Annotated in this window: 14 protein-coding genes and 2 tRNA genes; 6 read left to right on the top strand and 10 right to left on the bottom strand. The window is 38.8% G+C overall.

Annotated features, from left to right (window positions below):
* Nucleotides 1-48: 48 nt before the first annotated feature.
* Complete coding sequence (locus MTN97_RS04835) at nt 49-1,362, bottom strand: peptidoglycan DD-metalloendopeptidase family protein (RefSeq protein WP_036980092.1); 1,314 nt, start codon at nt 1,360-1,362, stop codon at nt 49-51.
* A gap of 489 nt (nt 1,363-1,851) precedes the next feature.
* Here MTN97_RS04835 and tyrS point away from each other — a divergent pair, with 489 nt between their 5' ends.
* Nucleotides 1,852-3,051 carry a tyrosine--tRNA ligase gene (gene tyrS / locus MTN97_RS04840; protein ID WP_028834382.1) on the top strand — a complete coding sequence of 400 codons (1,200 nt, stop codon included), beginning with the start codon at nt 1,852-1,854 and terminating at the stop codon, nt 3,049-3,051.
* Nucleotides 3,052-3,090: 39 nt separating this feature from the next.
* On the opposite strand, the gene MTN97_RS04845 is transcribed toward tyrS, so the two are convergent.
* The 4 genes from MTN97_RS04845 to folE2 form a co-directional block, all read right to left on the bottom strand.
* Nucleotides 3,091-4,053, bottom strand: coding sequence for a cobalamin biosynthesis protein (locus tag MTN97_RS04845; protein WP_248473804.1), 963 nt, complete (start codon nt 4,051-4,053; stop codon nt 3,091-3,093).
* On the bottom strand, nt 4,054-4,761 hold the full coding sequence (mtnN, locus tag MTN97_RS04850; protein WP_016900621.1) for a 5'-methylthioadenosine/S-adenosylhomocysteine nucleosidase: 708 nt from the start codon (nt 4,759-4,761) through the stop codon (nt 4,054-4,056).
* Nucleotides 4,762-4,870: 109 nt separating this feature from the next.
* Complete coding sequence (locus MTN97_RS04855) at nt 4,871-5,467, bottom strand: DUF2726 domain-containing protein (RefSeq protein ID WP_013464137.1); 597 nt, start codon at nt 5,465-5,467, stop codon at nt 4,871-4,873.
* Nucleotides 5,468-5,569: 102 nt separating this feature from the next.
* Nucleotides 5,570-6,490 (bottom strand): GTP cyclohydrolase FolE2, encoded by a 921-nt coding sequence (folE2, locus tag MTN97_RS04860; protein WP_248473805.1) that lies wholly within the window; start codon nt 6,488-6,490, stop codon nt 5,570-5,572.
* 207 nt (nt 6,491-6,697) lie between these two features.
* Between folE2 and arcB the strand changes: the two genes are divergently transcribed.
* A complete protein-coding gene (gene arcB, locus MTN97_RS04865) occupies nt 6,698-9,016 on the top strand; it encodes an aerobic respiration two-component sensor histidine kinase ArcB (protein WP_248473806.1) in 2,319 nt (772 codons plus the stop codon).
* Nucleotides 9,017-9,023: 7 nt separating this feature from the next.
* Here the strand turns inward: arcB and arcA are convergent, their stop codons facing one another.
* From arcA to trmB, 4 genes are all read right to left on the bottom strand, one after another.
* Nucleotides 9,024-9,740, bottom strand: a complete 717-nt coding sequence (gene arcA / locus MTN97_RS04870) for a two-component system response regulator ArcA (protein ID WP_008110444.1) — start codon at nt 9,738-9,740, stop codon at nt 9,024-9,026.
* A 459-nt stretch (nt 9,741-10,199) separates the two neighbouring features.
* Nucleotides 10,200-11,804, bottom strand: coding sequence for an ATP-binding protein (locus MTN97_RS04875; protein WP_033102601.1), 1,605 nt, complete (start codon nt 11,802-11,804; stop codon nt 10,200-10,202).
* Nucleotides 11,805-11,987: 183 nt separating this feature from the next.
* Nucleotides 11,988-13,013 (bottom strand): methyltransferase, encoded by a 1,026-nt coding sequence (locus MTN97_RS04880; RefSeq protein ID WP_138563604.1) that lies wholly within the window; start codon nt 13,011-13,013, stop codon nt 11,988-11,990.
* A 36-nt stretch (nt 13,014-13,049) separates the two neighbouring features.
* Nucleotides 13,050-13,775: a tRNA (guanosine(46)-N7)-methyltransferase TrmB gene (trmB, locus tag MTN97_RS04885; protein WP_024601262.1), complete on the bottom strand. Its 726-nt coding sequence runs from the start codon at nt 13,773-13,775 to the stop codon at nt 13,050-13,052.
* Nucleotides 13,776-13,925: 150 nt separating this feature from the next.
* On the opposite strand from trmB, the gene mutY reads away from it, so the two are divergent.
* A complete protein-coding gene (gene mutY / locus MTN97_RS04890; protein WP_248473807.1) occupies nt 13,926-14,987 on the top strand; it encodes an A/G-specific adenine glycosylase in 1,062 nt (353 codons plus the stop codon).
* 33 nt (nt 14,988-15,020) lie between these two features.
* Nucleotides 15,021-15,293, top strand: a complete 273-nt coding sequence (locus MTN97_RS04895) for an oxidative damage protection protein (protein WP_013464143.1) — start codon at nt 15,021-15,023, stop codon at nt 15,291-15,293.
* A gap of 58 nt (nt 15,294-15,351) precedes the next feature.
* On the opposite strand, the gene MTN97_RS04900 is transcribed toward MTN97_RS04895, so the two are convergent.
* Nucleotides 15,352-18,135 carry an ATP-binding protein gene (locus MTN97_RS04900; RefSeq protein ID WP_248473808.1) on the bottom strand — a complete coding sequence of 928 codons (2,784 nt, stop codon included), beginning with the start codon at nt 18,133-18,135 and terminating at the stop codon, nt 15,352-15,354.
* Nucleotides 18,136-18,441: 306 nt separating this feature from the next.
* Here MTN97_RS04900 and MTN97_RS04905 point away from each other — a divergent pair.
* Nucleotides 18,442-18,517 (top strand) — tRNA-Phe (locus MTN97_RS04905).
* 72 nt (nt 18,518-18,589) lie between these two features.
* Nucleotides 18,590-18,662, top strand: a tRNA-Thr gene (locus MTN97_RS04910).
* Nucleotides 18,663-18,664 lie beyond the last annotated feature (2 nt).

Genomic DNA, 18,664 nt, shown 5'->3' on the forward strand with positions numbered 1-18,664 from the left:
TTTGCGGGTAACCCCAGCAAAGGCTTTTTTATTTAATCAGTGAAGTGGTTATCTAAGTGCTAGTTGTAGCTCACGACTGCGCTCTAGTTGTGCGATAAAGTTATCAGCAATAGGCTTAAATTTAGCAAGCTCTGAACGAGGTAATGGTTCAGACTTAGGTAGTTTTACGGTTTTAGGGTTACGGTGAACGCCGTTAACCAAAAACTCATAATGTAAATGCGCACCGGTTACACGACCAGTTGAGCCAACAGTACCTATTTTTTCTCCCTGTTTTACCTTTTGCCCTGTTCTGACGAGGCGCTTGTTAAGGTGTAAGTACTTAGTAACATATTGAGTACCATGGCTAATAAATACGTAATTACCATTATATTTGCTATAGCCTGCTTTAATTACTTTACCATTACCCGATGATACAACTGGCGTACCGGTACGTGCAGCGTAATCAATGCCGCGATGTGCTTTCACTTGTCCTGTAACGGGGTGTAGGCGGCGAGGGTTAAAGCTTGAACTAATATATTTGAAATTAACAGGCGCACGCAAAAAGGCTTTTTTCATACTACGGCCTTCAGGGGTGTAAAAGTTACCGTCTGTGTGACGAATAGCGGTGTAACGCTCACCTTGGTTTATAAATTCAGCGGCAATTATTTTACCGGTGCCAATAAACTCACCGTCAACAAAATGAGACTCATAAATTAAGCCAAATTCGTCACCCTTGCGGATGTCGTTTGCAAAATCGACGTCCCAACCAAATATATCGGCAAAGTTCATGATTTGACGTTCACTTAAACCTGCTGCAATTGCAGAGGTCCAAAAGCTACTTGAAATTTCCCCACCGGCTGTTTTGCTCAGTGTTTCTATTTCTTTGCTGTCAATTGAGGTGTCGTATTGGCCTTCGTCATTAAGTGTGACGAATAGCGTATCCGTTTTAGAAATAACGTAGCGTAATTGAGCTAATGAACCGTCTTCGGCGGTAGCAAAGCTTAACGTTTCACCTGGGTGAATTTTAGTTAGCTTACGTGTTTCAGCGTTGGTGTTTACAAGTTTATGCAGCGTTTGTGCAGAAAAACCAGCGCGCTTAAAAATAATCGCTAAATTGTCACCATTTTTAACTTGGTGATCGACAAAATCATATTCTGGAAGTTTTTGTGCTGCCTGCTCTGAATTTAGGTCAGTGAGTTTTTCGTTCTCACCTACTTTAATTTGTAATTCATAGCGCTTACCAATTTCTAGTGTGTTTTCACTATTGTCTTTGGATGCAGTGGCTTTTTCAGAAGGAAGAAAGGCTAAGGCAACAATAGCAGAAACCAAACCTAGAATAAGCATTTTGTGTTTTTTGGGGAGCGTGTTAACCACGTGAACCATAACGTGCCTTTTTCTGCTGTCAAGATAATAAATAGGTTATATTGCAGGATATAACGAATAATCTGTGAATACTAGTATTTTGTAGATTTAAACTCGAGTTAAATTAGGCTAAAATCGTAGGGTATTCAGGCTGTTTGTGTTTAAAGTTGAACTGTTACACTATTTTATATTCTTGGATACTTTGCTTTTTCATCATAATGTTATATTAGTTTATAAAACGGTTTAATTACGAGAAGTGATTAATTTGTAAACTGTTTTTAGTTTGTGATAAACACTTTTGGCGTATTATTAATCGCTCGTTTATATCCCCTTTTAGAACGTACACCCTGCAATTTGGTTGGTGCTGCGATTAGTTAAAAAAGTTGTTCTAATTAGGTGGAAATTTGTTATGTTAGCTAAATAGTTTTATTTGCTTTGTGATAACGCGCTAGCAATAAACCGTGAGCATATTACACCCCTTCGTTGTCAGAATTTTTGGAGTAACACACAGTGGATTTACAAACCGCTCTAGCAGAGATAAAACGCGGTGCAGAAGAGATATTAATTGAAGATGAGTTGGTTGAAAAATTAAAGTCGGGGAAAAAGCTAAAAATTAAAGCTGGTTTTGATCCTACGGCTCCAGATTTACACCTAGGTCACACTGTACTCATTAATAAAATGAAAACCTTTCAAGATTTAGGTCATGAGGTTATTTTTTTAATTGGTGATTTTACCGGTATGATTGGCGATCCAACGGGCAAAAATGTGACCCGTAAACCACTTACACGTGATGACGTGCTTGCCAACGCCGAAACCTATAAAGAGCAGGTGTTCAAAATTTTAGACCCGGCTAAAACAACCGTCGCTTTTAACTCTACGTGGATGGAGAAATTAGGCGCTGCGGGGATGATAAAATTAGCCGCGCGTCAAACTGTGGCGCGTATGCTTGAGCGTGATGATTTTAAAAAGCGCTATGCTGGCGGTCAATCGATTGCGATTCATGAGTTTTTGTATCCACTGGTGCAAGGCTGGGATTCAGTCGCATTAGAGTCAGATGTTGAGCTAGGCGGCACCGATCAGCGTTTTAACCTATTAATGGGTCGTGAGCTGCAAAAAGATGAAGGTCAAAAACCACAAACAGTATTAATGATGCCTTTACTTGAGGGAACTGACGGCGTTCAGAAAATGTCGAAGTCACTCGGTAATTATATTGGTATTACTGATACGCCTTCAGATATGTTCGGTAAAATCATGTCAATTAGTGACGTACTCATGTGGCGTTACTACGATTTGCTAAGTAGCCTTTCTATTGAGCAAATTGCAGCGCAAAAACAGCGTGTAGAGCAGGGTACTAACCCGCGCGATATTAAAATTGAATTAGCTAAAGAGCTAATTGCGCGTTTTCACAGTGAAGCTGATGCGCAAGCTGCTCATGATGACTTCATCCAGCGTTTTCAGAAAAAAGCTTTGCCAGATGAAATCCCTGAGCTGACAGTTAATATTGATGAAGAGTCAATTTTAATCGCTAACTTACTTAAAGAAGCGGGCTTAGTGGCGAGTACCTCAGAAGCCATGAGGATGATCAAACAAGGTGCAGTAAAGCTTAACGGCGAAGACAAAATTACAGATACCAAATTGGAAATTGCAAAAGGCACAACGGCTATTTACCAAGTAGGTAAACGCAAATTTGCAAATATCACCGTAGCTTAAAACTTCGGACATTATAAAAACCAGCTACGGCTGGTTTTTTTATGCGAACTTAAAAACGAGAACAGCCTTAATAACTTCAACGCTAATAATAATCAGAAACCAAAAAAGGCGAGTTTGGTTAAGTGTATTGAGTAGTTGTGGTACGTCATCGGCGTTGGGAAGGCGCTCTACACCGACACGCATTTTATTAAAACGCTGTGTATTATAAATAGCAGGCCCACCAAGTTGTACCCCCAAAGATGCAGAACATACACTAAGTAACCAGCCTGTATTGGTTTGATAGAAGTGTCGGCCATAATACTTAATATAATGCATGCTTTTTTTACTGGCCTTTAGTGAGGCAATTGTCAGCGCGAGTAAACGTATGGGAATGTACTCAACAATAAAAAGAACCAGTTTAAGCGGCATCAAAAAAGAGCTATTTGGGGCTATATCACTTCGCCACGCCTGTTGAATTAAAGTGATTAAACGATAGGCTAGAGCGGCGACGGGGCCCAATACTAAAAATATGAAAATTACCACAAAGTAATGACGCGCCGTTCTAAGTATGACACTTTCCATAATGGCTTTAATGATCCCGGGGCTTGAAAGTGCAATAACTTCTCGGGCTACTAGTGGCTTTAATAATTCGCGTGCTGTCGATTTTTGATTTTTTTTGACTAGCCTAGCTATGCGTATCGCTTTTTTATTCAGGCTACTGTTTTCTAGGCATAAATATAAAATAAGACCTGATAACAGCTCGGGGTAAAAGGCAAACTGAAGCAGTAAAACTACAATAATAAGCACAGTACTAAGTATAAGAGTACTTGCCATTGAGGCTGCTAAATAATGATATTGCTTGGTGTCTGTTTTTTTATAAATACGCTGGCTTATAGCGCTAAAAATAGCAGAGAGTATGTGGTTAGGGTGATACCAACTTACTAAAGGTAAAAAGCGCTCAGCAAGGAGCGCACAAATAAATACAATAAAGTCCAAATGATTTTGAACAATATTATTGAGCATTTACAGCGTAACCGCCGTTAATTTCTCAAGTAAAGCTACGACCATTTTTGATGAATTTATAGAGGCTGTTTCTAAGTATTCTTCAAATGATTGCGGCGACTCTTTGCCTGCAATATCAGACATTGAGCGAATAACAACAAATGGTGTATTAAGTGCAAAACACGTTTGCGCAATTGATGCACCTTCCATCTCTACTGCTAGCATTGTAGGGAAGTCACTGCGTGCTTTTTCAATACGAACAGGGTCGCACATAAACGAGTCGCCAGTGCAAATTAAACCAACAAGGGTTTTTACTTCACTAATTTGTGCAATTGTTTGCTCGGCTGCTTCTACAAGTTTAGGGTGAGCAGTAAAACCTGCTGGCATTTGTGGTACTTGGCCAATTTCGTAACCAAACGCTGTTACATCAACATCGTGATGACGTACTTCAGATGAAATTACTACATCGCCAACGTTTAGTGATGGGTCGAATCCACCGGCAGAGCCTGTGTTAATAACACAATCTGGATTGAAGTTATCGATAAGTAATGTGGTTGCGATTGTCGAAGCGACTTTACCTATACCTGATTGCACTAAAGTGACGGTATTGCCTGCAAGCTCGCCTGTGTAAAAAGTAAAACCAGCCTTGGTTAAAACTTGTGGATTTTGCATCGCCTCGCGCAAAATTTTAACTTCTGGCTCCATTGCGCCAATAATACCAACATTCATAGTGTTAAATTCCTGAGTTTGAATACGGTGATTATACTGCAAAAAATAACGTGGGGTAAAACAAACAAAAATGCGAGCTTAAAAAGCCCGCACTTTATAAACTTATTGATTATATTTCAGCAAGGGCTGTTGATTGTGCCTTTGCTTGAGAAGGAGACAATACCGCCGGTTTATGAACTCTAGCACGCGTAGGTCGTGAAGGTTTAGATGCCGCTGGCTTACCTAATTTAAACATAATTGCATCGCGTACTTCGCTTGGGCGGTAGCCTGCCTTCACTTTCATACGAATATGTGGAATACCTGCGGCTTCCAATGCGCCATTAACAAACCAGTCGCGCTGTGCTTTGTGGCCATCTTTATTAGCGTTATTAACTAAGTCAACCGCAGCCACTATGGTCATTTTTTCTTTATCTACTAAAACAAAGTCGAGCTGCTTATTTTTTGCTTTAGCCATTGCCGCACGTTTAGATTTAACAGACAGGCCTTGTTTACAGTCAATCACATCGATTAGTTTAACGCGACTAACAATTTTATATTGATCGCCAACAGCGCGCTCTAATAAATTCAGAAACGCCCCTTCTACTTGGGTAAATACACTTTGCTTACGAGTAAAAGGATAAGGGTTTCCGCCGTCATCATTAAATTTTGACGCAACGACAGATGCCCCAACAACTAGCACTAATATTAATAATAAAGCGAATTCCATACGGTAACTCCATAACAACAAATTGACACTGTTTTTCTAAAGCAATTTATGTGCCCAAATAGTTGTTATGGTTGTTTTATTAACGAATGGGGATGAGCACTATTATGCTTTATAGCCGCCTTCAATACCTTTTACGGCAATCGCAACTGCATCATGAGCATGTAAAGACTCATAATGGTTAATTTGCAGGAAGTAATCGCTAAACTCTTTTGACTCTAACGTCGTTTTAATTTTTCGTGCTGCGTCTTCACAAAACATTAAATTTTGACCGTTTAAGCGAGCAAACTCTTGTTCGTCTTCACGTTTTACCGCAGCTTGTACTGGTGTTTTAAGCTCATCTTCGAGTAAATTAATTAAGTTAACTACATCAAACTCTTGAATATTTTGATCTAGCTTTACTTTAACATTAGCAATTGAACGCTGTGAGTGCGGGGTGGCAACAATTCCTTGAGTTGTTCCAAGCCACTCTAAAACTTCTGATTGAGTGAGTGTTTCTTGAGAAAACTTTTCGCTGAATGCGTTTTGAATTAATTGGCGAGCCAGTGCAGCAGAGCAGGGGCAGGTTGATGAATAAGTCACATCAACACTGAGCTCAAAGCTAATGACACCTTGATTGATAGTGCTGGTAAGTACAATAGGGTAGCTTTTCCAACCTGCTTTACCACTAAGTAATGACTTACGGCGTAGCGGCAATTCAAATTTAAATTCAATGTGTGCTTTATCACTTAAGCCTTCATGACTGGTGATAAAGGTATCTAAGGCTTGTGCTAAGCTTTGTGGATTGACCTGTTGCTCAGTTGAGAGGTGATCCAACGCTAAAAATAGTCGCGACATATGAATGCCTTTAGCATCTTCTTTGTGTAAATTAACAAAGGCGCGTGCTTTTGCATTAACGGTAACTGGAGCTAAATCAAGAGATTCAAAAATAAAAGGCAGCTCTATATCGCCCATACCTACCCAGTCTAATTTACCTGTTTGTAATGTGGCAGCCGTGTTAGCAATATCTGGCATAGTTTTTTGCATGATACGTTACTCGTTATTTGCAATATTTAAAACGCCGCATTTTACACTAAATAAAGGGTTGCTGAAATGCAGCAAATAACACCAAACATGAAATTTTATTGTTTTTGTCGCACAACATGAAAATAGCTGGTAGAAAATGCTAAAATTAGCCTTTAACCTTGAAAGGTCAACAGACCCTAAGCATTTAGCTAAGAGAAAAACTGATATATGACTGATTCTTCTTTGAACCCGTGGGTTCGAGTTCTTTCCAGTTCAATAACTCGTTTAGGTGAGTTTAAAACTGCAGCTATTTGCTATGCATTATTACTGACAATATCGCTGGTTTTATCAAGTATGTTTTATTACGTCGCCATAGGCGAAGTAAACTTGGTTGATATACTGGCCGTAGTATTTTTTACCTCGGTTGTTTCTCCTTTAGTTATCAGCATATTATTAAACTCTATTCGGCAACTTGATGCCTCTTATGCTTATTTAGATAGTGCCACAAAACAAGAAAAGCTTTTAAATCAAACCCTCAAAGACAATATTAACCGCTTAAATATTGAAATTGACGAACGTAAAATGGCTTTTCATGCCAAACATCGAGCAATAGAAGAGCTCAGGCGTGAAATTGCAGAGCGTAAAAAAACACAACAAGAACTCGCACAGCAAGGCATGTTACTGCGCTCAATAGTAGACTCCTCGCCGGATTTATTTTATTACCGCGATAACAACGGGGTGTTTGCCGGTTGTAATAAAATGTTTGAAGAGGTAATGGGCAAAACCAGTGGCGAACTTATTGGTAAAGCCGCAGAAGAAATATTCCCAAGCCACTTTTTATCAGAAGTACTCAGAACTGATGAGCAGGTTGAGCGTACGCACCAAGGTTTAACTATAGATGTGGAGTACTCAGTAAACGGTGAAATTAGGTGGTTTGAATTGCGTAAACTTCCCTTTATTAATGAACAAGGGGATTACATTGGTTTACTTGCGTTTGGCCGTGATATTACCAGTCGTAAAGAAGCTGCGCAGGCACTAGAAACAGCTTATAAAGATAAAGGGAAATTTATTGCCACATTAAGCCATGAGTTACGCACACCGCTTAATGGTATTGTGGGCTTAACGCGCATGCTACTGGATACCGAATTAAACAAACAGCAACGCAGTTGGTGTAATACCGTGTTTTCAAGCGCCGAAACGCTAGGTAACATATTCAACGATATTATAGATTTAGATAAAATTGACCGTGAGCAGTTAGATATTGCCGCCAACGAAATTAATGTTTCGGACTTTATCAATGATGTGGTTAACTTTGCAGGCCTTATTGCTGAGCAAAAAGAGCTTTCTTTTGAAGTGAAGCGTTCTGGCATGCTTGACATATATGCTTTGCTTGACCCGACTCGTTTACGCCAAGTGGTGTGGAACTTAATTAATAACGCTGTTAAGTTTACTCAACAAGGGAGCGTAATCTTAGATTGTGCCAGAGAAAACCGTGAAGATGGCCCTTGGCTTATTATTAAAATACTCGATACCGGTGAAGGCATTCCACAAGAGCAACTAACACGCATTTTTGACATGTACTATAAAGCGCCAGATCTTAAAGGCACCAATGCCATTGGTTCAGGTATTGGGTTAGCTGTCACCAAAGCGTTAGTAAGCGCAATGAAAGGTACAATAACGGTTAATAGTACCCCAGGAGAGGGCAGCTGCTTTACGGTACAAATTCCGCTGAATTTATGTAGTGCTCCTACCGAACATAGTTATGTTGGGCGTAGCTTATATATTTTATTAGTGGAGGATGTGCCACTTAATGCTGAAATTGCTACTAACCTACTAGAGCAACGTGGACACGAAGTGCTGTGGGCTGAAACGGGTGAAGATGCTTTATCGTTTGTCGAAACTGAAGATGACTTAGATTTAGTATTACTTGATATGCAGTTGCCTGATATTAATGGTGACGAAGTGGCAAGACAAATTCGCGCTCAAAGTCATTTTGATCAGCTACCAATAGTGGCATTAACGGCCAATGTTCGCAGTGCTGAAGAAGAGCTTGAGGGTATATCTATTCAAGGCGCACTAGCTAAACCAATAAACACAAGCAAGTTAGATAATATGCTCGCTGAACTCTTTGGCATTAAGCAAGCGCAAACCGAGGCTCCTCAACGAGTGGTCAATCAAGCGTTATTAAATCAAATTAATACTGACTTGTTGGATGTTGAAACCATTGAAGACTTTGTAAATTCGATGGGCGTTGAAGTATTTAAACGCAGTAGCCAGTTGTTCGCAAAGCTAAATCCGCAGTACCAACAAGAGCTATTAGCTTCGTTAAACGCTGCTGATAGAGAAGAGTACAAATCGGTTGCGCACAAATTAAAAGGTGCCGCTGGTTCGGTGGGTCTTAATGATGTTCAGTTGCATGCAAAGCAAATGGAGCATGGGGCGCTGGAGCAAAGTGACGAAGTGTTAGCTGTGTGGCTTGAGGAGTTAACAGATAAAATAAATGAAGGACAACAGGCCCTTCATTTATTTTTACAGCAATTAGAGTAATAACTAATTAGCTGTCGATTTTACCAATGAAACGGTAACCTTCACCATGGATGGTGCTGATTAACTCAGATGTTGAGTTGTCGCTTTCAAAGTGTTTGCGGATACGACGAATTGTTACGTCAACCGTACGGTCGTTAGCGCGGAGCTCTCGGCCAGTCATGTGTTTAATTAGTTGCTCACGGCTAAATATACGACCCGGAGAGTCAAGCATTAAACGCAGTGCTCTGTATTCGCCTTTAGGTAGACGTTTCGCGTCTCCGTTTGGAGAAGTAAGGCAACGACTGTTTTCGTCAAGTTCCCAACCGTTAAAGGTGATCACGCCATTTGTTTCAATAGCAGACTCTTCACCACCTAATGCAGTACGCGTAATTAAGTTACGAGCACGAATAGTTAATTCACGCGGGTTGAAAGGCTTAGTAATATAGTCATCAGCACCAATTTCAAGACCTAAAATACGGTCTACATCGTTGTCACGGCCTGTTAAGAAAATAAGACCAACTTTGCGTTTTTGGCGTAATTCGCGAGCTAAAATAAGCCCGTTTTTACCTGGCAGGTTGATGTCCATAACTACAAGATTGACGTCATCGTTATTTGTAAGCTTATCATGCATATCATCGCCATCAATGGCTTCAATAACTTTGTAACCTTCGGCTTCAAATAAACTAACGAGGTTTAGTCTAGTTACGTCTTCATCCTCTACGATCAGAATGACTGGCGTTTGCATTTTTAATTAACCTTTTTGGAGTGTGTTTTATTTTAAAATCGGTGTGATCATCAAAACCGATTACTAGAATTATAGGATTATATCTAAATGTTAACAAGTAAAAACAAATTAGATAAAAACAGCTGCGCGCCCAAACCTACTTTGACGTATTATTAAAAACCGCGGCTTAATTGATACTTAACGTTGGATGTATAATTTGAATTATAAAGTCGAAGCCATTTCCCTTTAATAATTGATACATCCATCAACCACCTAAAGATACTTAAAATAATCAGACTAATTCAAAACGAAATTATATCACTTTACAATTTTTCATCAATGTATGTGATATGTTAAACACAATTAAGTTCATTAATTGTGTGAAAATACAGCATTAATGATACAACTGTTCAATGAGTGCTGTCTTAGTATGGTCATAAAGTCGTAATTCAAGAGCAGGCAACGGATTTATTTCACTTTTTAAAATAGCGTAATAATAAATCGTGCTCCTGATTGATACTCAGTATCTAACACAATTTCTCCAGCCAAAGCCTGGGTCACTAAGTTGTAAACTAAATGCATGCCTAATCCACTGGCTCCTTGACCGCGTTTTGAGGTAACAAAGGGGTCAAAAATTTTCGCTCTTATGTTGCTCTCTACACCTAGGCCGTTGTCGGTGTAGGTAATTTGTGTTTTTGTGTTTGTTGCCACAATATCAATTTGCACTACATTGTCACCGCCAGCTACAAATCCGTGTAGTAGGGAGTTTAAAATTAGTTGATGGAAAACTTGCTGCAGTGGCCCTTTTTTACTTTCAACGGTTAAATCTGCTGGACAATTTATAAGAACTTTAGGATTTTTTATTCTTAATTCTTGCCCCATAGACAATAATGTATCGTTTATGAGCTGCTGTAAGTGAACGGTGCTAGTGATTTCATCATCTTTGATCACGGCCACTTTTTTAAAGTTAGAAATAAGCTCTGCGACACGGTTTAAACTACTGTAGATGAGGTCTAAGTTTTCAATGCCATCGTTAGTAAATTGCTCAAATTGACTGGCAGTCAATGACTTATTTTGAAAGTTAATTTGTAGCTCCGCGAGTTTATCCCTTAGTAAAGTAGAACCGGTGATCCCAAGCCCTATAGGGGTATTTACCTCATGAGCTACACCTGCCACCATTTGCCCTAATGAAGCCATTTTTTTGTTTTCGACAATTTGAGTTTGGTATTGGTGCATCTTTTCAAGTGTAGATAGCAACTCTTTATTTGCTTCTCTGAGCGCGATGGTTCGTTGGCTTACTTTTTCTTCAAGATTTGAGTTTAGTAGCTTAATTTCTTTTTTATCTTCTTCGTGGCGCTCTATTTGTCTTTGTGTTCGCGCCAGCATTACATTTAAGCTATTAGAAAGCCGGGTTATTTCAGTTAAGTTTGTTAAAGGCGCCCGGGCGTAGTAGTTATGATTTTTAGCTATGTTTTGCAGTAACAAGCTTAAATTTTCTATTGGGCTGGCTATCCTTTTTTGTAGCCTTAAAATAATCAAAGAGATGAAGATAAGTATTAAAGCGATAATGGCAATATCAATTATAATTTTTTTAGTGATAAGCTTATTTAAGTTATCCAAGCTGCCCCTAATATACACATAACCAAGTAACTGATCATTATTGAGTATTGGAGTAATGTACTCAATAAACTCATCACCTACTTGGGGTTCTATAAAGTCGTTAATACTGTCTGTTTTGATTGGTACAGGTGGCGATTTTCGGGCATTAAAACTGGTAAAAAATACTGGTTTTCTTGTTTGCTCATCTAGCGCATAAATATGTAAGTTTGTAACCGATGAAACTTGTTGAAGAAGCTTTAACCGCCTTTCTTCTGCAGGTCTATTTTTATTTAGTAATGACGGCATTGCATCAAAGGCAATGATCTCTGACACCAGCACAAGTTTACTAATCAGCTGCTTTTTTTGCTCTTGTGTACTTAAGTAAGTAGAAATAGAAAGAGATAATAGCAAACAGATGGCTGTTATAAGCATGATGGTTTTAAACAATATGCTACGAATGCTATTTTGCTCTACAGTTTTAGGCATTGCGAGAGGGTCATCCGTGTCAATTGTGAATGTAATAAATACTAGTTTAGCAAAAACAGGAAAAAGTGAAGCAAAAAGATTAGCTTAATTACACTATTTATTCTTAGTTAACCTACGTCATAAAGTAAATATGCGGCTAATATACCGCATATTTATGTTTTGATAGGGGATTAATAATAAGTTTTAGCTACTGTATACAGCAAACTTATTATTTTTAAACACCGTTTGATAACTATCAAATTGGGCTTCTAAAATAGGTGGATATTTTAAAAAGCTATTAGCAACAATAGTGAGCTTACCTGTTTTAGTTAGGTGCTGTTTAGCATTATTTAAAAACGATTCGGCCACTGTGTAGTCAGTTGCAATACCGGTATGAAATGGTGGGTTACTAATAATTAAATCAAACTTACCTGCAATGCTGTTTAAACCATCGCTCAGTAAGGCTTCACCATTAACGTTATTAAGTTTAAGCGTTTGTGTTGTTGCATAGGCAGCTAGTGCGCTTACATCACTACATGTAAATGTAAGAGCCGGATTTTTTAGCCCTAAAAACGTAGCAATAAGCCCCGCGCCACAACCAAAATCAAGAACGTTACCGTGTTTTAAATTTGGTGCATTTTCTAGTAGCATTTTAGTGCCTGCATCAAGGCCGCCATGGTTAAACACGCCAGGAATACTTACAGCAGTAAACCCAATATCACTTACGTTTACCACAAACTCTTTGTGGTAAGTACTAATATCAAATGTTGAATTAAGGGTTATTTCTGAAAATGAATATAAAACGCAGTGTTTTGCAGAGTCAATTTTATTACTAAACGCCGTTTTACCGGCGAGTTGCTTTTCAATTGATTTTACACCGCTTTTGTTTTCGCCAACGACTAGCAGCTCAGCTTCTTTACATATCACTGCGCGTATGTTGTCTAATGCCATTAATAGCTCGGGCTTAGACTTGGGGTAATAAAGAATTACTAAATCATATTCACCGGCGCTAATCGTGTGATTAACTTCTACATTTATACCCGATATGTTTTTAGCAAATTCACCATTTGCATGGTTATAGCTAAAAGCCGTTATTTTACTTTGTGGGTTGAGCGTTTTTAGCTCATTTAAAAAGCCATCTTGAACAAAGTTGACCACCAATATTGATTTACCTTTTAGCTCCTCGCTGTTGCGAAGTAATAATAGGCTCGGATTGGTTAATACGCTCATAAATGGCTTTACCTTACTTGATTATTTAATTAACGGTTATTTAGTACGTTCGAACATTAAATCCCATACGCCATGGCCTAAACGATGGCCACGTTGTTCAAATTTAGTCAGCGGACGTAAATCAGGACGAGGTACATAGTCGTTAGTCTCTGATTGGTTTTTGTAACCAGGTGCTGCTTGCATTACTTCAAGCATATGCTCTGCATAGTTTTCCCAATCGGTTGCCATATGAAAAACGCCGCCAATTTTTAATTTAGAACGTAGCTTTTCTGCAAACTCCGTTTGTACAATACGGCGCTTATGGTGACGCTTTTTGTGCCACGGATCAGGGAAGAACAATTGTAAGGTCGATAAGCTTTCATCACTTATACAATCTGCAAGGACTTCAACGGCGTCGTGTTCAAATACACGAAGATTAGTAACGCCTGCTTCGTCGGCATCCATTAAGCACGCGCCAACGCCTGGGCGATGTACTTCTATACCGATAAAGTTAAGATGTGGTGCATTTTTTGCCATTTCAACCAATGACTTGCCCATACCAAAGCCAATTTCTAACACTACATCATTGTCATTGCCAAATACTGCGTTTAAATCAAGCAGGCCGTTTTTATGCTCAAGCCCCATTGTTGGCCAGCATTTTTCGATTGCAGCGGCTTGGCCTTTGGTTAATCGGCCTTCGCGTTTTACAAAACTACGAATAGTGCGGATATACTTACCTTCTTGCTTAGCTTGCTCAAGGTTGTTGTTACTTGATTCACTCATATTATTGGCCTGACAAAACAATGTGTTTAAAAATGGTTGCGTATTATCCCTGACCCGTGCGGGGTTGACAAGCTCTAGGGCGTTATAGCTTGATCTTTTCAACAACTCCAATAGACTGAGCCGCCATTGAGCATTAGTAAAAAAGTAAATATGTTGGATTTAAAAAAGCAGCAGTCTGATTGGTTTTCTAACCAAGTAGTTGATTGGTATCATCTCCATGGGCGCAAAACATTGCCATGGCAATTAGCTAAAACGCCTTATAAAGTGTGGGTGTCTGAGGTGATGTTGCAGCAAACTCAAGTTGTGACTGTTATTCCCTATTTCGAAAAGTTTATGCAAAGCTTTCCCGATATTATTGCTTTAGCAAATGCTGATGAAGATCAGGTTCTGCATCACTGGACTGGTCTAGGTTACTATGCACGCGCGCGCAACTTGCATAAAACGGCCAAAATAGTGCGAGACAAATATCAAGGCCAGTTTCCCAGCACACTTGAAGAGATGATGGATTTACCCGGAATAGGGCGCTCCACTGCCGGTGCTGTTTTATCTTTATCGTTGGGGCAGCATCATCCTATTCTTGATGGCAATGTAAAAAGGGTGCTTGCGCGATTTTTCATGGTTGAAGGTTGGTATGGTGTCAAAAAGGTAGAAAATCAGCTGTGGCATTTAAGTGAACAACTCACCCCTAAAAATAATGTGACTGAGTTTAATCAAGCTATGATGGATTTAGGGGCAAGCCTTTGTTCACGAAGTCGTTTTGACTGTGAAGCATGCCCGTTAAAAACACAATGTGGTGCTTTTAATGCGAGTAAGGTTAAAGAGTTTCCACATTCTAAACCTAAAAAAGCAGTGCCTAAAAAAAGTTGTCATCAGTTAATTATTAAACATGACGACAAAGTACTCATGGAAAAGCGCCCAAATAGCGGTATTTGGGGCGGCTTATTTGGATTTTTTGAATTTAATGAGCACAGCGAGCTCGACACTTTTTTAGCACAACAAGGGCTAAAAAGTGAGCTTGAGATATTAGCGCCTTTTACCCATGTGTTCTCACATTTTGAGCTAACCATAAACCCACATGTGCTCAATGTTCAGCAAATTCCTGATGTGGTGAACGACAAGCAGTTAATATGGTATCCACTTGATCAATCAATAGAGGTGGGTTTAGCTGCACCGACTAAAAAGTTGGTTAAACAAATGAGCCCAATAGGTTAAACTAGCAGCATTTAGCGTTAGAGAGAATAAATCATGGCACGTACTGTATTTTGTCAAAAGTTACAAAAAGAAGCTGAAGGCCTTGGATTTCAACTTTATCCTGGTGAAATTGGCGAAAAGATTTTTAATAATATATCTAAAGAAGCATGGGGACAGTGGCAGCATAAACAAACGATGCTGATCAACGAAAAGCATTTAAATATGATGGACCCAGAGCATCGTACTTTTTTAGAAGAGCAAATGGTTGGCTTTTTATTCGAAGGTAAAGAGGTCGAGATTGAAGGCTATAAGCCAGTAGAAAAATAATCGTTAAAAAAGGGCTATAAAAGCCCTTTTTTGTTGTGCATACCTATGAACAGTTTAGTTAAATCAAGTCATCTTGTTGATCGTGGTTTCTAATTTGTTCTTTTAAAAATTGTGCTGCTCTTGAATATTCAATTTCGAGCTCATCTCTCATCTCAATTAACTCATCGGCATTGATTTCATCAGTCTTACACTTATCCTCAAATGACTGCGCTAAATCAGCCACAATATTAGCCCCCACTGTTTTTGATATAGATTTCAATTGATGGCAGGCAGCTATAATTTCACTTTGACTCTTTTGTAGTACCGCAAAGTTGATTGATTTAATTTGTTCTTGGCTTTGCTCTAAATACATTTTAAAGAAGCGAATTTTTTTAGCATCATCGCCATTTATATATTTATTGGCAGATTCCATATTAATAGGCATGGCTGGCTTTTCAGCTGAGCTAATTTGTTTTGGCTGTTTATTATCTAAATCGCTCCATTGATTTAATATGTCCTCAAGCGCATTTAACTCAATCGGTTTAGTTATAAAGTCATTAATTCCCACAGCTAAACAGCGCTCTCTTTCGCCTTTTAAGGCATTGGCTGTTACAGCAATAATATAAGGTTGGGCATCGATTGCTTCTAACAGTGCCGCTTCTTCTCTAATCTTTTCAACCATATCGTAGCCAGACATTTTCGGCATATGTAAATCGGTTAGGATGAGCGAATAGCTGTTTTTACGCCACATCTCTATGCCTTCCTCACCATTATTCGCTACTTCCACACTATACCCTAGTATATGTAACTGCTCGGTAAGTACCTCTTGGTTTAGTAAGTTATCTTCTACCAATAAAACAAGCCTATTTGCAGCGAGTGCTTCTTCTGAATTTAAGTAATGATTCATGCTTTTAGCTTTTTTTATTTGCTTAGGTTTATGTAAGCCCGCCGCAACCAAAATTGAAAGCATAAAATTAGATTTACATAGTGGTGAAGCATTAATATAAAAAATATTTTTATGATTAATAACGGCTTCATCTAGTTTACTTAATACCACCATTTGCTGATTATTATCTTCTAGTGAGTAAAGTAAACTTCTCAGCAAAGTGCTAATGCTACTCATGTCGTCAATACCATCAACAACCCAAATAATATCCTTTGTGTCTTGATGAGCTTCTATGTCCTTTTGCTCATGGGCATAGGTTATTTTAGCCCCCATAAATGATAAGTAACGATAAATTACCTTGCTGCGTTCAGCATTATCACTAACAACAACGACATGTTTACCATTTAGTGTATTTTTATGGGCAAATTCAGTTTTACCTGCCGTTGAAAAAGGCAGTTCAAGGGTAAACTCACTACCAATCCCCTCATGGCTTGTAACATGTATAGTACCAAGCATTAGCTCGGTTAAGCTTTTACAAATTGAAAGCCCAAGTCCTGTACCGCCAAATTCTCGGGTAATTGAGCTTTCAGCTTGAGTAAATGGGCTGAATATTTTCCTTAATTGGGACTGAGTCATTCCTTTACCATTATCACTTACGCAAAAACGTAGCGTAAAATGATCGGCAGTGTTATGTGCCACTTCAACCGATATTTTCACTCTACCTTGGGTAGAGCCGTTAGTGCTGGTAAATTTAATGGCATTACTGCATAAGTTATAAAGTACTTGACGAACCCTGACTGAGTCGCCCATAAGGTTACTAGGAATATCGGGTGCAATTGATAAATCGAGTTCTAGGTGACGGTTTTTTGCAACTGACGATAACACCTTTGCGACTTCTTCTAGTGTATCTGCAACAGAAAAGGGAGTCGGGTCTATATTGAGCTTTCCTGCTTCAATTTTAGAAAAATCCAAAATATCATCTAAGATACTTAGCAGCGAGAATGCAGATTCACGAATAATTGTACTTAAACGTTGCTGTGCACCATCAAGTTCTGTTTGACGAAGTAAATCAATGGTACCGATTACGCCATTCATTGGTGTTCTTATTTCATGGCTCATAGTGGCTAAAAAGGTGGTTTTAGTTTCACTGGCTTTTAGCGCTTTTTGCGTTTGTTTTTCTAACTCAAAGGTTCTGTTTTGTACTTCTGTTTCAAGGCTTGTTTGTAATTTTTTTAATTCTTTTTTCGCCGCTTGATCGTCAGCTTGAACCTTACTCACCTTTTTGAGTAACAAATTAACTTGTTGAGCTACCGTTTCTAAACCACCCTCTAGTTGCTCATTTAGGGTACTTTGATAGTTATCGTTTTGCGTAATTTCTTTTAGTTCTTGAGTAAGTGAATCTGTATTTTTATGTAATCGCTTGTTAATGTATTTATTCAACATGAATGCTAATACAAACAGCACCACCAGTGCAGCAAAGGCTACAATATAGGCATTTAGTGGTGAGTGTTGATTTGATGGTGTAACTGAGGACTGTGTTTGCTCAATAATAAGCTCTCCAATTACCTGTCCCTCTGATGAGATTAAATGATGAAGAGTATTTTGTTCTTTAATATATTTATTAACAGCTAAAGGCGCAATTGCTTTACTGTTATTGCTATAAACTAACTCGGCTTGATTATTGGCATTAAAACGGTGGAGCGTATATTTATAATCATCATTGAGTAAGGTGGTCATATCGAGTAATTGCGTGACCTTGTCTTGCTCGTATATTGTTAATGCTTCTGCTAAAGGCTGATCAAGACGCTCAGCAAGTTTTGTTAACGATAAAGTAGAGGTTGGAGCAGATGCGTTGTTATCAGCATTGCCTTGTGAATAAAGCACAAAGGCGACTACAAATAATGCGGTTATTATAAGGTTACTAACTAAGAATAAAGGTAGTAGGCCTTTTATTGCTGAAGAGGGCTTGCTCTGCATGAGTTTTCCTGTGGTCTTATTATTAAAACGGTAAGCCTGTACCGAAAGTTATTATTCAATCGTAACACCTAAAAAAAATAATTCACTACGTTTTTTAAACTCTTTTGTTGGATAAATACACTGTATTAACGAAAATAGCCTCGAGTTGTTTGAAAACCGTTCAAACGATTATAAAGAATAAAAAAAAAGTTGACTTGTAGGGGCAAAACTCGTTTAATACGCCGCACGCCCAGATAGCCAGTTAGTAGAGCTAGCTGGGAATTGCATTAAAAATCAGTTAAGATTTTTAATTAGCACTGTTTAAGTGCCTCGATAGCTCAGTTGGTAGAGCAGAGGATTGAAAATCCTCGTGTCCCTGGTTCGATTCCGGGTCGAGGCACCATTATTAAAGTAATAGTGTTTCAAATCATAAGATTAAACGTTATTACACGTGCCTTAGCACACAGTTTAGTGTGCCGACTTAGCTCAGCTGGTAGAGCAACTGACTTGTAATCAGTAGGTCAACCGTTCGACTCGGTTAGTCGGCACC

It is taken from the genome of Pseudoalteromonas sp. 2CM36K, from assembly GCF_023161865.1.
In the GTDB taxonomy this organism is placed as follows: Bacteria; Pseudomonadota; Gammaproteobacteria; order Enterobacterales; family Alteromonadaceae; genus Pseudoalteromonas; species Pseudoalteromonas tetraodonis.